Consider the following 21,467-nt stretch of genomic DNA (forward strand, 5'->3'; position numbering starts at 1 on the left):
GTCCTCACCCCAGATAGGCGTCGATCTCCACCGCGTCGATCTGTTCCGGCTTCAGGAAGCGCTCGGCGTAGCGCAGATAGACGCCCGAGGTCAGGAACAGGTCGAACAGGTCGGGGTCCACATGCTTGTCCTTCTTGAAGAAGCTGAGGATCTTGACGCATTCCGACAGGGTCTTGGCCTTCTTGTAGGGGCGGTCCGAGGCGGTCAGCGCCTCGAAGATGTCGGCGATGGCGGTGATGCGGGCCGGGATGGACAGGTCCTCGGCCGCCAGTTTCTTGGGATAGCCGGTGCCGATCAGGGTCTCGTGATGGGTGCCGGCGTATTCCACCACCCGCGACAGGTGCTTGGGGAAGGGCAGGCGTTTCAGCATGATGATGGTCTGGATGATGTGCTCGTTGATCTTGAAGCGCTCTTCCTCGGACAGCGTGCCGCGTCCCACCGACAGGTTGTAGACCTCGCCGAAATTGTAGAGATTGTCGGGGACCTTGGTCTTGAAGCCGTAGGCCGGGTCGAACAGCGCCGAGTCCTTCGGGCGGGGGATGACGTGCTGCGGCTTGTCCGACAGCAGGCTTTCCACGGCCGGCAGCGGCGCCGGTTCGCCCTCGTAGCGGCGAAGTTCCTCGTGGGCGAGGCCCAGGCGGTCGTCGAAATGGCGCATCCAGGTGCGGGTGGCGATGGCCTTCAGGCGCTCCACCTTCTCGGGCGCCATGAACTCGCCGCCCAGGTTGCATTCGGCGATGAAGGCGAAATCGTCCAGCAGGGCGGCCTTGGCGGCCTCGAACATCGTTTCCGCCTCGTCGGCCGGCGTGCCGGCGACCATGGACTCCAGCATGCGGATGCGCTCGTCCCTGAGCAGCACCTCGAAGCGGGTGCGCACCTCGTGGATGCGGTTGTGGATGGTCTCCAGCTTGGTGGCCTTGTCCACCACGTATTCCGGCGTGGTGACCTTGCCGCAATCGTGCAGCCAGGCGCCGATCTTGAATTCGCGCCATTCGTCGGGGGTGGTGAAGGCGAATTCGGCCAGCGGGCCCTCGGTCACCTTGCAGGCTTCCTCGGCCAGCATCAGCGACAGTTCGGGCACGCGCTCGCAATGGCCGCCGGTATAGGGGCTCTTGGCGTCGATGGCGCCGGCGATGATCTGGATCATGGCGTCCATCAGCCGCTCCTGCTGGTCCAGCAGGTCGCGGTTGTAGAGCGCGGTGGCGGCCTGGGCCGCCAGGGCCTCGACGAAACGCTGGATCTCGGGCGAGAACGGCACGATCGCGCTGCCGCCATGGGGGCGCGAGTTGATCAGCTGCACCGCGCCGATGATGTCGCCGCCCCTGGGCTTCAGCGGCACGGTCATGAACGAGACGGACTTGTAGCCGTTGCGCTCGTCGAAGGCCTTGGTCCCCGAGAAGTCGAAGCGGGTCTCGTCGTAGGCGTCGGGGATGTTGACGGTGGCCTGTTCGTGCACCGCGTGGCTGACCACGTTGTTGTGGTTGGGCTTGCCGTCCCTGAACATGGGCACCGGCGGCAGCGAGGGCGGGTCCTCGTGGGCGCCGCCCATGCGGATGCTCAGGGTGTCGTTGCGGATGATCTGGAAGCGCAGGTTGTTGTCCGCGTCGCGGATGTACAGCGTGCCGCCGTCGGCGTTGGTCAACTCCTTGGCGCCCATCAGGATCATTTCCATCAGCACGCCGTGGTCGCGCTCGGCCGACATGGCGATGCCGAGGTCCACCACCCGCTCCAGCCGTTTCTGGGCGGCGGCCAGGTCCTCGGTGCGGCCCTGGATGGTCTGCTTCATCAGGCCGAAGGCCTCGGACAGGTCGTGGAACTCGGTGATCAGCGAGGCATGGGGCGCGGTGCCCGAAAAGTCGAACTCGCGCACCCTGGACGCCTCGGCCACCAGATGGCGGACCGAGCGGGCGATACGCCGGGCGAACAGCATGGCCAGCGGCACCACCACCAGCAGAACCAGCCCGGCGGCATTGAGGATGCGCGCCTGCATGTCCTGGATGGGGCCGGTGAAGTCGTCGAACGGGGCGGCCAGCCCGATGCCGATGGCCTGGCCGCTGCCGTGGCGCCATTCGGTCATCTGCACCAGCACCTCGCCGGCCGGCGAGGCGACCAGATGGGCCTCGCCCGGCGTCACCTCGCCCAGGACGCGCAGCATGGGGGCGTCCACCGAGGCCAGCTCGGCCAGGGCGCCCGGTTCCTTGCCCGCTCCGGCCAGCAATTGCGGCGCGGCGGCCAGCATCCGGCGCTTGAGGTCGAGCAGGACCACGCCGCCATGGGGGGAGACATTCTGCTGGGCAGCGAAGTCGGACAGGCCCTTCAGGGCGATGTCCACGCCGAACACCGTTCCCTCGCTGCCGGCGCGGCGGGACGCGGTCAGCCCCGGGGCCTGCAGCGAACTGAACACATAGGGCTCGGACAGCACGCTGGACGCGCTGACCGCCGCCGTCTTGTACCAGGGGCGCAGGCGGGGGTCGTAGGCCGGGTCGTCCTTGGCCGCCGATCCCAGGCTCCTGGCTGCGGAATCGAGGAAAATCCAGGATTCCCGGCGCTTGCCGTTTTCGCCCGTGGCGATGGCCCGGATGATGAAATGGGTGCCGTCCGGCGCCTGTCCGGCGGCGGCGCGGATGCGCTGGTCGTCGCGCGCCGCGATGACCTGCAGGAAGCTGCCGTCCATCTGCCCGACATAGGCGGCGTAGAGGCTGGAATTCTGCTCCAGCAGGCGCAGCATGAAGGGAACCAGCGGATGGCCGGCGCCGTCGCCGCTGACCGGCACGCCGGCGGCGGGCAGGGCGGCCCCCAGCCCGGCCAGGTCCAGCAGGTCGCCGATCTGGCCGTCCACCCGGTCGGCCACCTTGGCGGTGATCTCGCCGAACAGCCGCCGCGCCCCTTCGCGGGCGGCGCTGGTACTGGCGAAATAGATACTGCCCGCCGTGGTCACCGTCAGGCAGACCACGACGAAGGCGATGATCAGCACGATGCTGAACTGCAGCCCGAGGCGCACTTGGCCCGCCATTTATCCCCCTATCGGCCTCGCCCTTTCGACGGGGCGCAGTCTGCACGAGAATCGGAAGAATGAAAGAGGGTAATCACCTTATCACCCGGCGGTTTGCGCGCCGCAGGAATGCCCTTCATATCGGGACGCGGCGGGGCGGTGAAAAGGGGAGGGTCAGACTCCCCGCTCGCGCCGGTTGACGCGGGCCATGGACAGGCCCAGGCATAGCCCGGCCCAGGCCAGGGTCACCGCCAGGGACAGCAGATAGGAGCCGTCGGCGAACAGGGTGGCGGGGCCGCCGTAGAACGGGGCGCGGATGATCACCAAAGCGTGGCTGACCGGATTGGCCAGCATCACCGCCTTCATCCAGCCGGGCACGTTGCCGATGGGGAACAGGGCGCCCGACAGCATCCACAGCGGCATCAGGAACACCATCATCACCGCGTGGAAGGCCGAGGTGGACTTCATCCCCCAGGCCAGCAGGAAGCCCAGCGCCGAAAAGCCGATGCCGGTGAGCAGGAACCCCATCAGCAGCAGCACCAGCGCCCCGGCCCCCAGATGCAGGCCGAGGAACGGCGCGGCGACGGTGAAGATCAGGGTCTGGATCATGGCGATGGAGGTGGCGCCCAGCACCTTGCCCAGCACGATGGCCAGGCGCGAGACCGGGGCGACCAGCACGCCCTGGAGGAAGCCGGCGTCGCGGTCCTCGATGATGGTGATGGACGAGAAGATGGATGCGAACAGCATCATCATCAGCATCACGCCGGGATAGAAATATTCGAGATAGGTGACGTTCTCCATGCCCTCGGGCCGGAACGAACCGCCGAAACCGGCCCCCAGGAACAGCCAGAACAGCAGCGGCTGGGCCACGGTGCCGGCCACCCGCTGGGGCTGGCGGATGAAGCGGGTGAACTCGCGCTTGGCCAGCGAGAAGGCGACGGGGGCCATGGCGGTCATGATGCCGCCTTCCGCAATTCCAGGGCCAGGGCATGGTCGGGGACCGCCTTGCTGGTGACGTGGACGAAGACGTCGTCGAGGCCCGGCTGCTTGATGGCGATGGCGGCGATATCGGGACGGTAGCGGTCGAGGATGCGTTCGAGCAGCGGCAGGCTCTCGCCGTTCTCGGTCTCCTCCAGGCGGACCTCGTCGCCGATGCAGCGCACGGCGAGACCCATCTCGGCGCGCAGGCGGGCGGCCAGTCCCTCGGCGTCACGGGCCTGGACCACCACCATCTCGGTGCCGATCATCGCCTTCAAGGCGGCGGGAGTGTCGTAGGCCAGCAGCTTGCCCTCGCGCATGATGGCCACCCGGTCCACGTCGTCGGCCTCGGAGAACACGTGGCTGGTCATCAGCACGGTCATGCCGCGTTCCTTCTGCAGCTTGTGGAGCGCCGCCAGGAAATTGCGCCGCGACATGGGGTCCAGCCCGGTGGTGGGTTCGTCCAGCAGCAGCACCTTGGGATCGGTCATCAGCACCTTGGCCAGCTCCACCTGCCGCGCCAGACCACCGGACAGGGTGTCGACCTTCTGGTCCAAGCGGCCGTCCAGATCGGTCCAGCCCAAGGCCTCGTCGCGGCGGCGGGTGAAGTCAGCGCCCCTGATTCCATAGAGATCGGCGTGAATCTTCAGGTTCTCGCCCACCGACAGATGCTTGTCCACGGCGGGGCTCTGGAACACCACTCCCATGATCCCGCGTACCTTGGCGGGATGGGCGAACAGGTCGTAGCCGCCGATCCGCACCATGCCGCCGCCCGGCAGGGTCATGCCGCACAGGATGCGGAACAGGGTGGACTTGCCGCTGCCGTTGGGGCCGGACAGGATGACGAACTCCGCGTCCCCCACCGCCAGGGTCAGGTCCGAGATGGCGGTGCGGGGCGGCATCTTGCGCGTGCCCGGATAGGTGTGGCTGAGATTTTCGATGGTGATCATGGCCGGGCAATGTTCCATAGCCCGGCGGGTGGGTAAAGGCCCGCCTTATTAAAAAACATCAATGCTGCCCCGCTTTGACCGCGCGTCCGTTTTTATCGGGCGCCCGTTCTTTATCGCACGTACGAACGCCACGAACCGCGGCGCCCAGGGATTGGCGCCGACGGACCGCATATGGGCATAGGTGGCGAGGGTGTTGGCGATTATCAAGCCGTCCTGTTTCTCGGCGATGCCGGTACCGCGAATCACCTGATAGGCGAAGCGCGGCGAGCCTTCCATATTTTCCAGGCGGGAATGGTGGAATTCGTGGGCGGGCAGCACGCCGGGGCCGTCCTCCAGGCGGGGCCAGGGAAAGGCGGCGGTCTCGCGCAGCCGCACATAGCCGCGCCCCTGGGGAGCCTTGTGCATCACCGCGTCGGCGGGGATCAGCCCGACCATGGCGCGCCTCTCGCCCTTCCAGACGATGGCGCGCGACAGATACATCAGCCCGCCGCATTCGGCGTAGATGGGCAGCCCGGCCAGCCCCTTGTCCCGGATTTCGGCCCGCAGCGAGGCATTGGCCTCCAACGCCTCTCCTTGCGTCTCGGGAAAGCCGCCGCCGATGAACAGCCCGTCCAGGCCGGGCGGCAGATGCGGATCGCGCAGGGCGTCGAACGGCGCCAGTTCGGCCCCGGCGGCTTCCAGCGCCTCGAGATCGTCGCGGTAATAGAAGCCGAAGGCGGCGTCCTTGGCGATGCCGATGCGCAGGGAGGCAGTGGGCCGGGCCGGAACGGCGCGCTCGATCACCTCCACCGGCGGAGCCGCGTCGGCCAGGGCGACCAGGGCGTCCAGGTCCACCTGGGCCGACACCGCCCCGGCCAGCCGGGCGATGGCCGCCGCCGCCGCTTCGGCCTCGTTGGCGGGAACCAGCCCCAGGTGGCGCTCCATGATCTCCATGTCGGGGCCGCGATGGACGGCGCCGAGGACGGGAATGCGGGTGTAGTGGGCCACTACGTCCCGCAGCTTCTTCTCGTGGCGGGGGCCGCTGACCTTGTTGAGGATGACGCCGGCGATCTTCAGCGTCGGGTCGAAGGCCTGATAGCCGATCAGCAGCGGTGCGATGCCCCGCGTCATGCCCTGGCAATCCACCACCAGCACCACCGGGGCCTCCAGCCACTGGGCCAGCATGGCCGAGGAATTGGCGCCCTCGAGATCGACGCCGTCATAGAGTCCCTTGTTGCCCTCGATCAGGCTGATGTCGGCGCCCCGGGAATCCCGTTCGAAGGTCTCGCGGATCAAAGCGGGCGGCTGGGTGTGGAAATCCAGGTTGCGGCAGGCCCGCCCGCTGGCGGCGCCCAGCCACAGGGGGTCGATGTAGTCGGGCCCCTTCTTGAACGGCTGCACCGTCAGGCCGCGCGCCGCCAGGGCGGCGGCCAGGCCCACCGTCACCGTGGTCTTGCCCGACGATTTGTGGGCCGCCGAGATCAGCAGGCGGGGGGCGGGGCGGGTGGTCACGCCTGCCCCGGGACCGTGCTCTTGTCGCGCTCGCGCCACAGCACCTGGGCCATGCCCTCGGCCTCGTCCACCGAACCGGCGCGGCCCATGGCGCGCAGGGCGATGGCCATGGTGCCGGCGATGGCGGCAGTGGCCGTCCCATCCGTCTCGGCCCCGCTCCACAGCGCCTTGAGGCGTCCGAGGTCCAGGTGCTCCTCGTGGGGGCGGACGCCGCCGGTCAAGGCCGGCCAGTCCTCGGCCAGCGGCTGGCCGTCGGCCAGGGACAGCACCTCGCAGGACTTCTCGGGGCGGCGTTCCACCTCGCCGCCCTCGCCCTTGAACACCGCCATGCGCTTTTCCCCCAGCAGGCGCGAGGCCTCCTGATGCACCGGGGCGTAGGCGGGATGCGAGACGCTGGACAGGGCGCAAGCGGCGCCGAACGGATTGGCGAGGCGCGCCACGGTGTGGACCGGCGAGCGCAGGCCCAGCTTGTGGCGCAGTTCCATGATGGCGTGCAGGGGCGGCGACAGGTGCTCGAGCGTCATGTAGGCGAAGTTGCTCCGCTCCAGCCGCGCCGCCGCGTCGGCCATGGAGGTGCTTTGCGCCAGCCCCAGGGCGGCCAGCGCCTCGGACGTCCACACCCGCCCGGCGGTGTGGCCCTCCGAGCCGTGCATGAACACCCTGATGCCGTGCCCGGCCAGGGTCAGGGCGGCCAGCAGGTAATAGGGCAACTGGCGGGTCTTGCCGGCATAGGAGGACCAGTCCAGGTCCACCGGCGGCGCGCCGGCCGGCGGTGTGATGGTGGCGCGAATGGCGGCGGCCAGCCCGGCGGCTTCTTCCGGCGTTTCGGTCTTGACCCTGAGCAGGCAGAGGAAGGCGCCCAGCTGCACCGGCTCGACCTCGCCGCGCAGCACCATGGCGAAGCCGTCCCGGGCCTCCTCGAAGGTCAGCGGGCGGGCGAGACGCGGCCCCTTGCCGAGAATGCGGACGTAATGGGCAAAGGGATGTTCCTGAGACAAGGGCGCGGTCCTTCCTCGACTGGCGTTGACCGGGAATGATAGTCCAATATGCCCCGATGTTGGAAAGCCCCTTAATTGAGGGAAGTGTAATATGCCTTTAACCGTCGAAGCCGCCTTCAACCGCGCCGCCCGTTCCTATGACCGATTGCGGCGGCAGTTGATTCCCTGTTTCGACGATTTCTACGGCGCCGCCATCGACCTGGCGGTGGAGTTCGCCCCGCCCGGGGCGCGCATCCTCGACCTGGGGGCGGGAACCGGGCTGCTGTCGGCCCTGGCGGCGGAGCGCTTGCCCGATGCCCGGCTGGTGCTGACTGACCTGGCCGAAGGTATGTTGTCGCGGGCGCGCGAACGTTTCGCCGGCCGTCCGGTCCCGGTGGAGTTCCGGGTGATGAACCATCTCGATCTTGCCGAGGAGGGCGCCTACGACGTGGTGATGTCGGCGCTGTCGATCCATCACCTGGAGGACGAGGGCAAGCGGGCGGTCTATGCCGCCATGGCCCGCGCCGTCCGGCCGGGCGGCGTGGTGGTCAACGCCGATCAGGTGGCCGGCGACAGCCCGGAGATGGAGGCCCGCTACTGGCGGCACTGGCACGAGGCTATCCAGCGGGCCGGCGTGCCGGCCGACGAGATCGCCGCCGCCATCGAGCGCCAGACCCTGGACCGCCGCGCTCCGCTGGCGCCGCAACTGGACTGGCTGCGCCATGCCGGGCTGGCGGAGGTGGAATGCCGCTACAAGAATGTCAGTTTCGCGGTGATGGCGGGGATCAGGAATTAGCCCCGATGGCCCGGCGGATATTGCCGATGCAGGCCTGAATCCGGGTGATCCCGCCCTGGGCGGACAGGCGGCGGGTTCTGTCGGCGTTCCGCCAAGCCCGGGTGGCGCCGTCGAGAACTTGACGGACGTCGTCCGGAGTGCCGTCGGCGGCACGGTGCAGCAGCCCCAGGCAATCGGAGACGCAGATGATCAGGTCCGGCCGGACATGGGTTTCATCGGAGCCGATGGAAGTCTGCTTCAAGTATTCCGACACGGCCAGATCGATGCGCGTCCCGCTCTCCAGCACATGGGTCAGAATAGCCAGGGCGGCGCTTTCGAACAGGATCTGCCTGTCCGGACTATCGCTTTCGTTTTCCTGTATGGCGTCCAATGCGTCCTGCAAGCCCCCGGCCCCCGCGTCCTGAAGTCGCCGTCATTGGCGGTGATGTCTCAGTTGCGCCCGACTTCGGGCAGAAGAAGGCCAAGGAAGATGGCGCGTGCCACCGCATGCGCGCGGGTTGCCGCGCCGAGTTTCTTCATGGCGTTCAGGATGTGAAAGTTCACCCCGCCGATGGATATTCCCAGATGGCGGGCGATCTCCTTGCTGCTTTTGCCGGAGGCAATAAGCCGTAAGACGTCACGTTCCCGCTCTGTCAAATTACTTTCAACGCTGGAACCATCCACTTCTGCACCATATGGTATCAAAACTTCTGAAGGTGCAGAATAGTTGCGCTCTAATGGGGCAAGCAAGTCACATATCAAGACCTAGCAATTCAACTAGGGCTAGACCGTGATGGTGAGGGGCCGGCATTTCCATCGTGAAGGCTGGGATGTGTATGACTTATGTCAAGGTTATCATAAATAATCACCCGACATTCTCATCCTTGCGATCTCCGGAAGAGGCGATGGTTTCCCTGGTTTTCATTTATTCGGCCGGGGGGTATTTCTACCTAGTTTTAACAATAGTTAAGCCGTGACTAAGTCATGCCTTTGGACAGCCAAAGGCTGCGGGTGGTGGCTGCGTGGCAAAGTCAGGGTTGCCGGCTCTTACTTTGTTTTCATCTCAAACAGGCCGGTCCAGTCGGCGGGCGGCGGTTCGGCCAGGTAGTGGCGGCAGCGTTCGATGAAGATGGCCGGCACCTTGTCGGCGGGGGCCAGGGCCGCCAACTGCTCGTAGAGGGCGATGGCGTCGGACCAGCGGCGGTCCTGATAGGCGCTGAAGCCTTCGGTGGTCAGGCGGCAGATTTCCAGGTCCTCGGGGGTTGGCGCCAGATTGGGGTCGCCTTCCCTGAGCGCCATCAGCTCATAGACCTGGGCGCCGGCCTTGCGGCCCTTGACCGCCACCAGGTCGAGCGGACGGGCCAGCAGCGATGGTCCGGCGGCGTCGAGCACCGCCTGGCTGACGCAGATCTGGGTGCCGTAGACCTTGTTGACCCCTTCCAGGCGCGAGGCGACGTTGACGCCGTCGCCCATGGCCGTATAGCTCATGCGCCAGGCCGAGCCGATATTGCCGACGATGACCGGCGCGGTGTGCAGGCCGATGCGCACGAACATGGTGGGCAGCCCCTGGGAGGCCCATTCAGCATTCATCAGGGCCTGGACCCTTTGGGCCTTCAGCGCCGCGATGCAGCCGCGCAGGGCATGATCGTCGCGCCAGATGGGGGCTCCCCAGAAGGCCATCACCGCGTCGCCCACGTATTTGTCGACGGTCCCGTCCTCTTCGGCCACGCATTCCGAAATGGCCGCCAGATGGCGCGAGACGTGGACCAGCAGGTCGCCGGCGGCCATGCGCTCGGACAGGCTGGTGAAGTCGGCGACGTCGGTGAACATCACGGTCAGGGTCTTGTCCTGGCCGCCCAATTCGATGGGCCGCCCGCTGGCCACCAGTTCGCGGACCAGATCGCGCGGCACGAACATGCCGAAGGTGCGCAGCGCCCGCTTCATCATGTTCATCGAGTGGATCAGCTCGTTGACCTCGGCGACGATGGCGTGCAGCGCGATGGGGCCGGCCAGCTCGAATCGCTGGATCTTCTGGATTTCGTGGGTCAGCAGGGTCAGCGGCCGGGTGATCCAGCTGGCCAGCAGGGCCACCAGCAGCAGTCCCACCACCATGACGGTGAAGCCGGCCACCACCAGATCACGGCTGTTTTCCTTCAACGTGCCGACGAAATCGTCCTCCAGCACGATGATGACCATCAGCCAGTTCTTGCCCAGTTCGGCGGGGAAGGGGTTGAACGAGCCCAGATGGCGTTGCCCGCCGGAATCGAAACTGACGGTCTGTGCCTTGTTCCGGTGATAGGCGGCGAAGGCGTCGGTGATGACCTGCTCGCCCAACTGATCGGCCTTGACCAGCGAGTACTTCAGCCCGTCCTGGCGCACCGTGCGGCTGGCGTCGGGGTGGGCGATCAGCTGTTCCTTCTCGTCGACGATGAAGGCGGTGCCCGACCATCCCAGGTCCAGGCCGGCCAGGAAGTCGGACATCTGGTTGGTGGAAACGTTGGCGGCGGCGGCGCCGATCGCCCTGCCGTCGGCGGCGAAGATGGGATAGGCGGCGGTGATGCCGGGCTGGCGGTTGCTGGTATAGACCAGCAGGTCGCTCCAGATCAGGCCCCTGGTGGCGATGGCGTCCTTGTACCAGGGACGGGGGCGGGGGTCGTAGTTGAGGTGGTCGGAGGTCTCGCGGCCGATCTCCTCGCCCCGGTCGCTGACGTAGACCCAGACGTCGGAATACTTGCCGCCCTTGCGGTCGACGGTCCTGAGCGCGAAGGCGGAACCTTCCGGCGGCCTGGCGTCGTTGGCGCCGAACTTGGACGCCCCCGGCGGAATGGGAAAGGCCTGGAGGAAGCGGCCGTCGGCCTCGAACGCCAGATAGAGGCTCTGCAGCTGCCGTTGGGTCCGCAGGATGCTGACCATGTAGGGGAACAGGCTGCCGTCGCGGGCCTTGGCCTCGTCGAGGGCGGCCAGTTGGGCGGTGGCCTGGACGCTGGTCTCGACGGGATCGAGCAGCGCCATGGAGCTGGAGATGCCCGAGGCCGACACCCGCTCCACGAAGCGGCCCATCAGTTCCAGCACCGAGGTGGAGTTCTTGTGGTAGGCGAAGGCCACCAGGGTGATGACGGTGATGCTCAGCAGGGCGGCGAAAGCGGTCAGGATGTTGACCCGCAGCGTCATGCCCTTGCCGCGCTTCTTGCGCCGCCGTTCCTGTTCGCTGACGGAAGGCGCGCCGGTACCGCCACCCCCCGGTGCGGTACCGGGGGGCGTGCCGGAAGGGGTGCCGGGCACGGTGGGCATGGTGTTCATTGGCTGAAGGTCACCGGCAAAATTAAACGAGTTGTGACAATGCTACCCCACTAGGTGGGAGCCGTCATCCGGTAAGACCATAGTGGAGGAGGCTAGATTCCGCTTTTCTCGCGCCGCATCCACTGGGCCAGCTGATCGGCCGGCATGGGCTTGGCGTAGCGGAAACCCTGGACCTTGATGCAGCCGGCATCCTTGAGGTGGCGTTCCTCGCCCTCGGTTTCGACCCCCTCGGCGACGATGGACATGTCGAGCGCGTCGGCCAAACCCAGGATAGCCGACACGATGGCGGCATTGTCGCTCTGGTTATTGACGTCGCGGACGAAGGAGCGGTCCACCTTGATGGTGCTGAGCGGCAGCCGCTTCAGGTAGGACAGGCTGGAATAGCCGGTGCCGAAATCGTCCACCGAGACCTGGATGCCGATCTCGCGCAGGCGGTTCAGCTGTTCGATGGCCCGCTCGGGCTCGGCCATCACCGTGCTCTCGGTCAGCTCGATCTCCAGCTGGCTGGGCAGGACCCGGTACTGGGCCATCAGGTCGGAGATGCATTCCACCAGGGCGTGGTTGAGGAACTGGCGGCCCGAGACGTTGACCGCCACCTTGATGCCGGCCAGGCCCGCCTCGCGCCAGGCGGCGATCTGCCGGCACGATTCCTCCAGCACCCACCAGCCGATCATGGAGATCAGGTTGCTCTCCTCGGCCACCGGGATGAACAGGGCGGGCGAGACCTGGCCACGTTCGGGACTGTTCCAGCGGATCAGCGCCTCGACGCCGGTGGTCAGGCCGGTGTGCAGATCGACCTGCGGCTGGTAGAATAGCTGGAACTCGCCCCGGACCAGGGCGCGGCGCAGCGCCTCCTCCAGCTTCAGGCGGTCCAGGGCCTCGTCGTTCATGTGGGAATCATAGAAGCAGAAGGTGTTGCGCCCCTTCTGCTTGGCCCGGTACATGGCGGCGTCGGCATCCTTCATCAGGGAATTGAAGTTATCGCCGTCATCGGGATAGAGCGCGATGCCGATGCTGGTGCCCACATGCACCTTGTGGCCCGACAGTTCCACCGGCTCGTCCAGGGCGGCGGAGATCTTTTCCGCCACCTCGGCCAGTTCGCTGCTGTTCTGGAAATGGGTCAGCACCACCACGAACTCGTCGCCGCCCAGGCGCGCCACCGTGTCCGAACGCCGCAGCGTGTGGCGCAGGCGGTCGGACACCACCTTGAGCAACTGGTCGCCGGCCACGTGGCCCAGGCTGTCGTTGACGATCTTGAAGCGGTCGAGGTCGAGGAACATCAGGCCGACGCGGCGGCCCTCGCGCTTGGCCACCTCGATGGCGTGGTGGACGCGGTCTTCCAGCAGCAGGCGGTTGGGCAGGCCGGTCAGGGTGTCGTGGGTGGCCTGGTGGACCAGCTGCTGTTCCGTTTCCTTGCGCTGGGTGATGTTCTCCTTGACCGCCATGAAGTGGGTCACGGTGCCGTCGTCGTCGCGGATCGGCGAGATGGTGGCGTATTCCCAGAACAGGCCGCCATCCTTGGCGCGGTTGCACAGCTCGCCCTGCCAGGTGGCTCCCGCCGCCAGGCGGCGCCACATGTCGCGGTAGACGGTGGCCGCCGTCTCGCCCGATTTCAGCAGGCGGGGGTTGCGGCCCACCACCTCGTCCTCGGAATAGCCGGAAACCAGGACGAAGGCGCGGTTGACGTATTCGATGGCGCCCTGGGAATCGGTGATCATCACCGCCACCGGGGCCTGTTCCAGCGCCGTCTCCAGCTTGCGCAGCTGTTGGCGGCGCTGGTGGCTCTGGGTCACGTCGCGCGAGAACACCGCCACCCGGTCGTGGCGTCCGGCGGCATTGGCCACCGGATGCATGTGGACGTCGAACAGCCGGGCGCCGATGGCGTGGTGGCTTTCCACCGTCTCGCCCAGGGTCAGGACGCGTTCGACCCCGCGGCGCATGGGCTCGGCCACCGCCGCGGGCAGGTGGTTCCAGACCGGCCGGCCGGGCAGGGCTTCGCCGTCCTCTTCGAAGATGGCTGAGGCGGCGGCGTTGACCGCCAGGATGGTTCCCTCGGGGCTCAGCAGCACGATGCCGTCGGTGGAGGAATCCAGCATGGCGCGGATCAGCGACTTGCCGTCCAGGATGGCCTGCTCCGCCTGCTTGCGCTTGCTGACGTCGTAGATCCAGGCCAGGTTGACCGCCTCGCCCTCCAGGGTGGCGGGGCGGATGGTCAGCACCGACCAGAAGGACGAGCCGTCGGCGCGGAAGAAGCGCACGTCGGCATCGACGATCTCGCCGGATTCCCGCAATTGCCGTACCACCTCGTGGCGCTGGGCGTCGTCGGCGAAGTGGCGCCGCGCCGGGTGGCCGATGCAGTGCTCGCGCCCCAGGCCGGTGATTTCGCAAAACCGGCGGTTGGCGAACACCACCATGCCGTCGCGTCGCCGCGACACGGAAACCCCGACCGGGCTTTCATCCAGAATGCCCAGGAAATCAGTGATTTCGGTCGGAAGGGACATGGGGCGCGGAATCTCGGGGCGGGTGCGGTTATGGCAAATCTAACCGTAAAATGACGAAGTGTCACGACAGGGATCGGGTCTCCACCCCAGATGCCTTGAAAGGCGCCGGCCGCTCCGCCACCTTCAGGCCAGGACACCCGAGAGGGAGGAAAGCATGCGGCGGATCATTCTGGCCCTGGCGATCGTGCTGACGGTGGGCGCGCTGGCGGCGGGCCGGCCGGCGCGGGCGGCGGATTTGCCGCTGTTCGACGCCCATATCCATTTCAGCCACGACGCCCATGCGGCCCTGCCCGCCGGGGAGGCGGCGTCCCGCCTGCGCCGGGCCGGGCTGGCCGGCGCCCTGGTGTCCAGTTCCGACGATGCCGGTACCCAGGCCCTGCTGGCGGCGGCGCCCGATCTGGTGCATCCGTCGCTGCGGCCCTACCGCAAGCGGGGCGAACTGACCTCGTGGCTGCGCGATCCGGGCAATATCGCCTATGTGGAGGGGCTGCTCGGCCGTCACCGCTATGTGGCCATCGGCGAGTTCCACGTGCACGGCGCCGACGCCGACCTGCCCAACGTGCGCCGGCTGGTGGAACTGGCCCGGGACCACAAGCTGTTCCTGATCGCCCATTCCGATGCGGACGCGGTGGAGCGGCTGTTCCGCCACGACCCGCAAGCCCGGGTGCTGTGGGCCCATGCCGGTTTCGAGCGGCCGGACACGGTGCGCGCCGCCATGCGCCGCCACAAGGCCCTGTGGGCCGACCTGTCGTTCCGCTACGAGGTGGCCCGGGGCGACACGGTGTCGCCCGATTGGCTGGCGGTGTTTTCCGAGTTCCCCGACCGCTTCATGGTGGGCACCGACACCTATACGCCCGAACGCTGGAGCGAGGTGGAAAGCCACGCCGCCTGGGCGCGGCGCTGGCTGTCCACCCTGCCGCCCGACCTGGGGGCGGCCATCGCCCACCGGAACGCCGAGGGGCTGGTCAGGGGGATTGCCGGTGGGCGATGACATCGCCCCCCCGCAGGCCCAGGGGCCGCGCGCCTTATGGCGCGGGAGCCAAGGCGGACGGAGGTCCGCCGCCCGGCGCCTGAGGGGCCCGGACACAGGTATCCTCCGGCAGCAGCAAGGTGACGGTGGTGCCCAGGCCGGGCTGGGATTCGATGGAGATGGCGCCGCCCAGCAGACCGGCGATGCGCCGGCAGATGGCCAGGCCCAGGCCGACGCCGCGGGCCGGGTTGGCGCGTAGCGGGTCGACCCGCTGGAACGGTTCGAAGACGTGGGCCAGCTTGTCGGCGGGAATACCGATTCCGGTATCGGCGACGGCGACCCGCAGGCCTTGCTCGCCGTGGCCGAGGGTGACGGCGATGCGCCCCCCGGACTCGGTGTACTTGACCGCGTTGCCCAGCAGGTTGATCAGAATCTGGCGGATGGCACGGGCGTCGGTGACCAGCGGCATGGCCTTGTCGGCGTCAAGGGTGAGTTCGATATCCTTGGCGATGCATTGGGGCTGCAGCATGGCGACGCATTCCCGCGCGATGGCGGCCAGATCGGCGGGGTTGTTGGCGATGCGGTAGCTGCCCATCTCGATGCGGCTGATGTCGAGCACCTCGTCGATGATCGACAGCAGGTGGCGGCCGCTGTCGGCGATGGCGGCGACGAAGTCGGCGTTGTGGCGCGGCAGCGGCCCGGCCATCTCGCTTTCCATCATCTCGGCATAGCCCAGCACGGCGGTCAGCGGGGTGCGCAGCTCGTGGCTCATGTGCGACAGGAACACCGTCTTGGCGCGGTTGGCGTCCTCGGCCGCCTGCATGGCGGCGAGCAGGGCGTCCTCCGAGGCCTTGCGGGCCGTGATGTCCTCCTTGACCGCCAGGTAGTGCAGGATGACGCCGTCGGGCGAGCGGATGGGCGAGACGGAGGCCCGCTCCCAGTACAGGTCGCCGTTCTTCTTGCGGTTCTGCAGGTCGCCTTCCCAGGTCCGGCCGGCGGCGATGGTCCGCCACAGGTCGGCGTAGACCTCGTCCGGCGTCAGGCCCGATTTGAGGAAACGGGGATTGAGGCCCTTGACCTCTTCCGGGGTGTAGCCGCAGACCTCGACGAATTTGGGGTTCACGTAGTCGATATTGCCGCGCGGATCGGTGATCACCACCGAGACCGGGCTCTGCTCCACGGCGCGCGACAGGGTGCGCAGCGCCTCCTCGGCCCGCTTGGCCTCGGTGACGTCGGTGTGGGTGGCGACGAAACCGCCGCCGGGCAGCGGGTTGCCGATGATTTCCAGGGCGGTGCCGTCGGCACGCTGGCGCTGGAAGCGGTGGGGCTTGAAATGGCGGGCCAGATCGATCCGCTCCGCCACCTGGCGTTCGGGATCGCCGGGACCGTAATCGCCGCGCAACGCGTTGAAGCGCAGGTAATCCTCCAGCCGGGTGCCGGGCCGCGCCATGTCGGCGGGCAGACGCAGCAGTTCAGCGAAGCGGCGGTTGCAGGCCACCATGCGCAAATCGTCGTCATAGACGCTGATGCCCTGGCTGATGTTGTCCAGGATGGTCTCCAGCGTCCGCGACTTGGCGGCCAGTTCGCGGCGGCTGGAATCCAGGGCGGCGGTGCGTTCGCGCACCCGTGCCTCCAACTCGCCGTGGGCGGCGGACAGGGCCCGCCGGGCGCCGTCCCAGCGCCCGGCGATGTGGTGGGCGATGGCGAAGCCCATGGCCGACACCAGCAGCAGCAGGGCGCCGACCATGGTGGAGATGCGTGTCACCTCGGGGGCGATTTCCTCGACGAAGCTGGAGCGGGGGCGGGCCAGCGCCACCGTCCAGCCGTTGTGCAGGCGGATGAACGAGGCGATCACCTCCTCGTTGCCGGCCTGACTGAAATAGGTCCTGACCACCGCCTTGCCCGGAATGGGCGAGGTGCCCTGGAAGGTCTTGGCGGCGGCGGCCAGGGCGGTGTCGGGCGCCTCCACCGTCTGGCCGCGCCCGGCAGCGGCGATCACCGTGCCCTGCCGGTCGATCAGCATGCCCATGTCGAAGGGCGGCAGGATGGCGGTGGAAAAGATCTCGGTCAGCTTGGGCAGGTGGATGACGCCGCCCAGATGCAGCGTCACGGTCCCGTTGTGGTCCAGGCGCGGCACGTCGATGGCTACCGCCGGAATGCCGTCGGCCCCCATGAAGGCGTCGGACACCACCGGCCGCCCGGTGCTGGCCGCTTGCTGGAAATAGGGGCGGTCGGCCAGGTTGAAGCGCTTCAGCAGGCGCTGCACCGTGAAGGGATGGCTGAGATAGTGGTCGCCGTTGGGCTGCAGCACGAACAGCACGGAAAAACGCTCGTCCTCCAGCAACTCGTCCAGGATGCGCCGCTTGTCGGTATCGGCATCGACGGGAATGCCGTTGATGGTCCGGTCGAGCCGGGCCAGATCGGGCAGCCCGGCCATGGCGGGCAGGCCGGCGACGAAGCGCAGGTCACCGATCATCGCGTCGATGGAACGGTCGAAGCCGGCGGCCAGGGCGGCGGCCACCTGGCCGCGTTCACGGCTCCACTGGGCCGTCGCCTGACGCTCCAGGGCGTGGCGCAGATAGCCGACCACCACGATGATCGAGACAAGGCAAATGGCCGCGATCGCCACGGCGATACGGACCCGCAGTCCCAGGCGTCCCTCTCCTGTCGTCATCGACCCAGTTTCATCGGGTTTCGTTGATGTATTGTGGAGGCACTTTCAATCCTGGTGCAAGACAAGTGTGTGACCGTGAGGGCCGGCGGCGGCGCAGCGGGCCGGCGGCATGGTCACCGTGACGGTGGTGCCGGCGCCGGGCGTGCTGGCGATATCCAGCCCGCCGCCGTGGGCCTCGGCCAGGGCGACGGACAGCGGCAGGCCCAGGCCGTTGCCTTCGGTGCCGCGGGTGAAGGCGGTTTCCACCCGGCAATACTTGGTCAGCGCCCGCTCGATTCCGTCGGCATCCATGCCGACGCCGCTGTCGGCGACGATGAAATGCCCGCCCCTGGAATCCAGTCGGGTCCGCAGTTGGACCCGGCCGCCCCGGGGGGTGAACTTGATGGCGTTGATCAGCAGGTTGACCAGGATCTGGCGCAGCCGCAACTCGTCGCCGGTCACCTGGGCGAAGGCCGGATCGAGGGCGACGGAAAGAGCGATCCCGGCGGTGTCGGCCCGCGACTGGGTCATGCGGCGGACGGTTTCCACCAGCACGTTGATGGCCACCCGTTCCTCGTGGAGCTCCATGCGGCCGGCCTCGATCCTCGAGATATCGAGGACGTCGTTGATCAGGGCCAGCAGGTGATGGCCCGAGAACAGGATGTCCTTGACGTATTCGGCATACTTGCCCGGGGCGTCGCCCATGGCCCGGCTGTCGATGGCGTCGGCAAAGCCGATGATGGCGTTGAGCGGGGTGCGCAGTTCGTGGCTCATGTTGGCCAGGGTCTCGGACTTCATCCGGCTCTGGCTTTCGGCGGTGGTCTTCTCGTGGCCCAGGCGTTCGCTGAACATCAGGGTGAAGGCCAGGGTCCAGCCGACCACGAAGAAGATCTGCTCGATCACCACCAGGGCATTGATGGTCGTGGCGGACAGGATGTCTTTGGTCGGCCCCTGGGTGAGCGACAGCAGGGCGCAGGCGAAGAACGACAGGGATAGCACCGCCGCCACGAAACAGGCCACCAGATGGGAGCGGAAGCCGGTGCGGCGGAAGGCGTCGCAGCTCAGCTTCAGAATCCAGGCGGTAATCAGGGCGTAGAACGCCAGATAGCAGAACAGGCGGACCAGATAGGACGGCTCGACATAGAAGAAATAGGCGAACTGGGCGCAATAGGCCGCCCCGATCGCCACCAGCAGCCAGGGGCGGACCCGGGGGCCGAAGAACTGGCTCATGCCGTACAGGGCCAGCAGGTAGCCGGCGCAGACCATGCCGTTGGCCAGGGGGAACGACACGACGGCGGGCAGCAGCGGACGGGCCCAGATGGCGGCGTAGCCGGCGCACAGCATGGTATTGGCCAGGGCAATGGACCGGATGCCGGCCACCGGGCGGTGGCTGCCGTACAGGAACCAGACGAAACCGCTGGCCATGGCCGAAACCAGGACGAGAACCAGGAACAGCGTGCCGATGTCGAGGGTCATTGGTCCTTGCTGCGGACGGATGCGGCGATCATTGACCTCAATATAGGAGGTGGGCTCCGGCGCGCCAAGCGACGCATTCGCATTCGTCCGGCGGCTTGCCCGCCGGGGCGGCTCGGCCTATAGTTCGCGGACCATGACAGACGCCGCCTTTCCGCACCGTCATCTCCTCGGCATCCAGGGCCTGGCCCCGAGCGAGATCACCAGCCTGCTCGACCTGGCCGAGGGCTATGTCGAGCAGAACCGCTCCAGCGACAAGCGCAAGAATCTCCTGCGCGGCCGCACGGTCATCAACCTGTTCTACGAGAACTCGACCCGCACGCGGACCAGCTTCGAGCTGGCCGGCAAGCGCCTGGGGGCCGACGTGATCAACATGCAGTCGGCCGGGTCCTCGGTACAGAAGGGCGAGACCCTGATCGACACCGCCATGACGCTCAACGCCATGCACCTGGACGTGCTGGTGGTGCGCCACCCGGATTCGGGCGCGGTCAAGCTGCTGTCGGAGAAGGTCAACTGCGCGGTGATCAACGGCGGCGACGGCAGCCACGAGCACCCCACCCAGGCCCTGCTCGACGCCCTGACCATCCGCCGCAGGAAGGGCAAGCTGACGGGCCTCAACGTCGCCATCTGCGGTGACGTGCGCCATTCCCGCGTGGCCCGCTCCAACATCTACCTGCTGAACGCCATGGGGGCGCATGTGCGCCTGATCGGCCCGCGCACCCTGTTGCCATCGGGCGTGGACCGCATGGGGGTCGAGGTCTTCCACGACATGCGGAAGGGCCTGGCCGACGTGGACGTCATCATGATGCTGCGCATCCAGAACGAGCGCATGAGCGGCAATTTCATCCCCAGCATCCGCGAGTATTTCCACTTCTTCGGCCTGGACCGCGAGAAGCTGGGGCTGGCCAAGCCCGACGCGGTGATCATGCATCCCGGCCCCATGAACCGCGGTGTCGAGATCGATTCCGACGTGGCCGACGACGTGGAGCGCTCGCTGATCCGCTCGCAGGTGGAGATGGGCGTGGCGGTGCGCATGGCCTGCCTCGACATGCTGACCCGTGGGTTGCCGCAATCGGAAGGAGACGCCTGATGGGCGCCCGCAATTCCTCGGGCCTGGTGGCCTATGTCAACGCCCGCCTGCTCGATCCCGCCACCGGCCTGGACACCAGGGGGGCGCTGCTGACCAACGGCGAGACCATCGCCGATGTCGGCCCCGGCCTGTTCCAGGGCGGCGTACCCGCCGGCATGGAGGTGGTGGACTGCCGGGGGCTCTGTCTCGCCCCCGGTCTGGTGGACATGCGCGTCCAGCTGCGCGAGCCGGGCGAGGAGCACAAGGAGACCCTGAAATCGGCGGGCGAGGCGGCGGTGGCCGGCGGCGTCACCTCCATGGTCTGCCTGCCCAACACCAATCCGGTGATCGACGAGGTCGCCACCGTGGAATTCGTGGCGCGCCGCGCCCGCAAGATCGGACTGGCCAAGGTCTATCCCTACGCCGCCGCCACCAAGCGGGTGGAAGGCAAGGAACTGGCCGAGATGGGCATGCTGGCCGAGGCCGGCGCCCTGGCCTTCACCGACGGCATCCGGGCCATCCGCAACGCCCAGGTGATGCGCCGGGCGCTGACCTACGCCGCCACCTTCGGCTTCCTGATCGTCCAGCACCCGGAGGAGCCCTCGCTGGCCGAGGGCGGCATGATGAACGAGGGCGAGCTGGCCACCCGCATGGGGCTGTCGGGTATTCCGGTGGCCGCCGAGGCCATCATGCTGGAGCGCGACATGCGGCTGGTGGCGATCACCGGCGGGCGCTACCACGCCGCCCATGTGGCGACTGCCGAGGGCGTCGAGATCATCCGCAAGGCCAAGGCCAAGGGCCTTGCCGTCACCTGCGACACCGCGCCGCCCTATTTCGCGCTGAACGAGCTGGCGGTGAAGGATTACCGCACCTTCGCCAAGCTGTCGCCGCCGCTGCGCTCCGAGACCGACCGCCAGGCGGTGGTCGAGGGCCTGAAGGACGGCACCATCGACGCGGTGGCCTCGGACCATTCGCCCCAGGACCAGGATTCCAAGCGGGTGCCCTTCGCCGTCGCCGAATTCGGCGGCGTCGGCCTGGAAACCCTGCTGCCGGTGACGCTCGACCTCGCCCATAATGGCCATATGAGCCTGATCGAGGCTTTGCGGCTGGTGACCTGCGCACCCTCGGCCATCCTGGGGCTGGCGGCGGGCCGCCTCAAGGTGGGGGCGGCGGCCGATCTGGTGCTGTTCGACCCCGATCGCGGCTGGAAGGTCAACGCCAAGGCCTTCCACTCCAAGTCCAAGAATTCCCCCTTCGACGACCGCCCGGTCCAGGGCATGGTGATGCGCACCATCGTCGACGGGCGGACGGTGTATAAGCACGATGCTTGATCTCGGC

General features: G+C 67.6%; 15 protein-coding genes. 4 read left to right on the top strand and 11 right to left on the bottom strand.

The genetic code is table 11. The features are described 5' to 3' along the window. Positions 1–4: 4 nt before the first annotated feature. The 5 genes from H261_RS02895 to H261_RS02915 form a co-directional block, all read right to left on the bottom strand. Entirely contained in the window at positions 5–3,013 is a 3,009-nt protein-coding gene (locus H261_RS02895) for an HD domain-containing phosphohydrolase (RefSeq protein WP_008614186.1), read from the bottom strand. Between the two features lie 153 nt (positions 3,014–3,166). Next, entirely contained in the window at positions 3,167–3,949 is a 783-nt protein-coding gene (locus H261_RS02900) for an ABC transporter permease (RefSeq protein ID WP_008614187.1), read from the bottom strand. Next, the gene (locus tag H261_RS02905) at positions 3,946–4,920 is read right to left on the bottom strand and encodes an ABC transporter ATP-binding protein (protein ID WP_008614188.1); all 975 of its coding nucleotides are present in this window, start codon (positions 4,918–4,920) and stop codon (positions 3,946–3,948) included. The genes H261_RS02900 and H261_RS02905 overlap by 4 nt, the downstream gene beginning before the upstream one ends. Positions 4,921–4,968: 48 nt before the next feature. Beyond that, positions 4,969–6,411: a cobyrinate a,c-diamide synthase gene (locus H261_RS02910; protein WP_008614189.1), complete on the bottom strand. Its 1,443-nt coding sequence runs from the start codon at positions 6,409–6,411 to the stop codon at positions 4,969–4,971. Beyond that, positions 6,408–7,409: a glycosyl transferase family protein gene (locus tag H261_RS02915; RefSeq protein WP_008614190.1), complete on the bottom strand. Its 1,002-nt coding sequence runs from the start codon at positions 7,407–7,409 to the stop codon at positions 6,408–6,410. The genes H261_RS02910 and H261_RS02915 overlap by 4 nt, the downstream gene beginning before the upstream one ends. 91 nt (positions 7,410–7,500) lie before the next feature. On the opposite strand from H261_RS02915, the gene H261_RS02920 reads away from it, so the two are divergent. Continuing rightward, positions 7,501–8,184, top strand: a complete 684-nt coding sequence (locus H261_RS02920; RefSeq protein WP_008614191.1) for a class I SAM-dependent methyltransferase — start codon at positions 7,501–7,503, stop codon at positions 8,182–8,184. Here H261_RS02920 and H261_RS02925 read toward each other — a convergent pair. The 4 genes from H261_RS02925 to H261_RS02940 form a co-directional block, all read right to left on the bottom strand. Continuing rightward, positions 8,174–8,566 (bottom strand): hypothetical protein, encoded by a 393-nt coding sequence (locus H261_RS02925; protein ID WP_152426672.1) that lies wholly within the window; start codon positions 8,564–8,566, stop codon positions 8,174–8,176. The two genes, H261_RS02920 and H261_RS02925, sit on opposite strands and share 11 nt — an antisense overlap. Before the next feature lie 47 nt (positions 8,567–8,613). Further along, entirely contained in the window at positions 8,614–8,847 is a 234-nt protein-coding gene (locus H261_RS02930) for a helix-turn-helix domain-containing protein (RefSeq protein ID WP_152426673.1), read from the bottom strand. Between the two features lie 363 nt (positions 8,848–9,210). Further along, the gene (locus H261_RS02935; protein WP_008614194.1) at positions 9,211–11,463 is read right to left on the bottom strand and encodes an adenylate/guanylate cyclase domain-containing protein; all 2,253 of its coding nucleotides are present in this window, start codon (positions 11,461–11,463) and stop codon (positions 9,211–9,213) included. 92 nt (positions 11,464–11,555) lie between these two features. Next, a complete protein-coding gene (locus H261_RS02940; RefSeq protein WP_008614195.1) occupies positions 11,556–13,964 on the bottom strand; it encodes a sensor domain-containing protein in 2,409 nt (802 codons plus the stop codon). A 154-nt stretch (positions 13,965–14,118) separates the two neighbouring features. Between H261_RS02940 and H261_RS02945 the strand changes: the two genes are divergently transcribed. After that, entirely contained in the window at positions 14,119–14,955 is an 837-nt protein-coding gene (locus H261_RS02945; RefSeq protein ID WP_008614196.1) for an amidohydrolase family protein, read from the top strand. 34 nt (positions 14,956–14,989) lie between these two features. On the opposite strand, the gene H261_RS02950 is transcribed toward H261_RS02945, so the two are convergent. Together H261_RS02950 and H261_RS23180 are read right to left on the bottom strand one after the other, a co-directional pair. Then, positions 14,990–17,608, bottom strand: a complete 2,619-nt coding sequence (locus tag H261_RS02950) for a PAS-domain containing protein (RefSeq protein ID WP_008614197.1) — start codon at positions 17,606–17,608, stop codon at positions 14,990–14,992. A 45-nt stretch (positions 17,609–17,653) separates the two neighbouring features. Next, positions 17,654–19,063: a sensor histidine kinase gene (locus H261_RS23180; RefSeq protein WP_008614198.1), complete on the bottom strand. Its 1,410-nt coding sequence runs from the start codon at positions 19,061–19,063 to the stop codon at positions 17,654–17,656. 133 nt (positions 19,064–19,196) lie between these two features. On the opposite strand from H261_RS23180, the gene H261_RS02960 reads away from it, so the two are divergent. Then, positions 19,197–20,150, top strand: a complete 954-nt coding sequence (locus tag H261_RS02960) for an aspartate carbamoyltransferase catalytic subunit (RefSeq protein ID WP_008614199.1) — start codon at positions 19,197–19,199, stop codon at positions 20,148–20,150. After that, a complete protein-coding gene (gene pyrC / locus H261_RS02965; RefSeq protein WP_008614200.1) occupies positions 20,150–21,460 on the top strand; it encodes a dihydroorotase in 1,311 nt (436 codons plus the stop codon). The genes H261_RS02960 and pyrC overlap by 1 nt, the downstream gene beginning before the upstream one ends. Positions 21,461–21,467: the final 7 nt, after the last annotated feature.

The sequence above is a fragment of the Paramagnetospirillum caucaseum genome (assembly GCF_000342045.1).
In the GTDB taxonomy this organism is placed as follows: Bacteria; Pseudomonadota; Alphaproteobacteria; order Rhodospirillales; family Magnetospirillaceae; genus Phaeospirillum; species Phaeospirillum caucaseum.